Below are 1,621 nucleotides of genomic sequence, written 5' to 3'. Positions count from 1 at the left end.
TTCACCTTCGGCTTTGGCGAATAAAAAAAGTAAGCGTTGAGGTTGGTCTTGCTCTTGGGCGGCTGTGAGAAGCTCACTAAAGGTAGAAATCATTGTGTGGTCCTTATGTTAATGTGGCGTCATCATAACCACTCTCGCCAAGAGAATAAATGATTAGCGTCAATTGCTTTTGAAGCGTAAGGCAGAGCTTTTGTCGGAGCCCTTGATAATTTTTTGTGAGTGTTTGACTTATGTCATGATTAGCGCGCTCAAGTGTTGTTACTGTAGACGAATTCGTACTGGATATAAAAAACAAGAACGGTTTGGAGAACTCATGGAATTATTTAGTGAAGTTGAACGCTGTGTCGAGCGGACGATAGAGACGGTTGGTAAAAATATTGTTTTGGGTTTACCTCTAGGTTTGGGAAAACCAAATCAGTTGGCGAATGCTTTTTACAGAAAGGCGCAGCAGGATCCGAGTATTAATCTGCGGATCATTACAGCTTTATCGCTAGAAAAGCCAAGACCAAAAAGTGAAATGGAAGCCAAGTTTCTAGTGCCATTTGTCGAGCGCTTATTTGGTGATTACGAAGAGTTAGAGTATGCCAAGGCAGTCAGGACTAACACCTTGCCGCCGAATGTCGAAGTCTCGGAGTTTTACTTTAAAGCGGGTGCTATGAAGAGCGTTGCCAGTGCGCAGCGAAACTATGTATCGAGTAACTATACCTTTGTATCGCGCGACTTAATGATTAATGGCGTCAATGTGCTGGCACAAATTGTCGCTAAAAAAGAAATAGATGGCCGACCACAGTTGAGCTTAAGCTGTAATACCGATGTTACCCTGGATATTATGCCTCTGATTGAAGAAGAGAGGGCGAAGGGGAAAAAGATCGTCACTATTGCTCAGGTTCATGACGATTTACCGTTTATGTATAACCGTGCAATGGTCGAGAATGATTATTTTGACTTCCAGGTTCATAGTCCTGCCTATCAGACTCGTTTGTTTGCGCCACCAAATATGTCGGTTCCTAACCCTGACTATATGGCAGGCTTATATGCCAGTACTCTAATTAAAGATGGCGGTACATTGCAGATTGGTATCGGTTCATTAGGTGATGCCATCGTTTATGCATGCAAATTGCGCCAGACCGATAACGACGTCTATAAACATGTCGTCGACTCTCTGAATATCGATAAAAAACTTATCTCCGAATATGGTGGCGTGGATGCCTTCGATAAAGGCTTGTATGGTTCCAGTGAAATGTTTGTTAACGGCTTCATGCACCTAATCAAGAGCGGAATTGTAAAGCGTAAGGTCTATGATGATCTTGATTTACAGCGCTTGATTAATGAGGGGAAAATTGGTGAAACAGTTTCACCATCTACACTTGAGTGCTTGTTAAATGAGTCGATTATTTCTCATCAGCTGACTCATTCTGACTTTATTTATCTACAGCGCTGGGGCATTTTTTCTGATGCCGTACAGTGGGCTGAGGATGGTCTTAAAATAGGCGAAACGACACTTTCGATTAACTTGTTAGAGCAAGCCAACTTTGCCTCCGTGTGTGAACTATGCCTGGGTGATAACCTCAAGGGTGGTATCTATATGCATGGTGGCTTCTATCTAGGGCCTCAAGACTTT

General features: G+C 42.8%; 1 pseudogene. It reads left to right on the top strand.

Annotated features, from left to right (window positions below):
• Positions 1-313: 313 nt before the first annotated feature.
• Positions 314-1,621 (top strand): annotated as a pseudogene (locus A3766_RS24000) (acetyl-CoA hydrolase); the annotation flags it as partial.

Source organism: Oleiphilus sp. HI0132, assembly GCF_001635845.1.
This window is presented reverse-complemented; position numbering and strand designations above follow the sequence as displayed.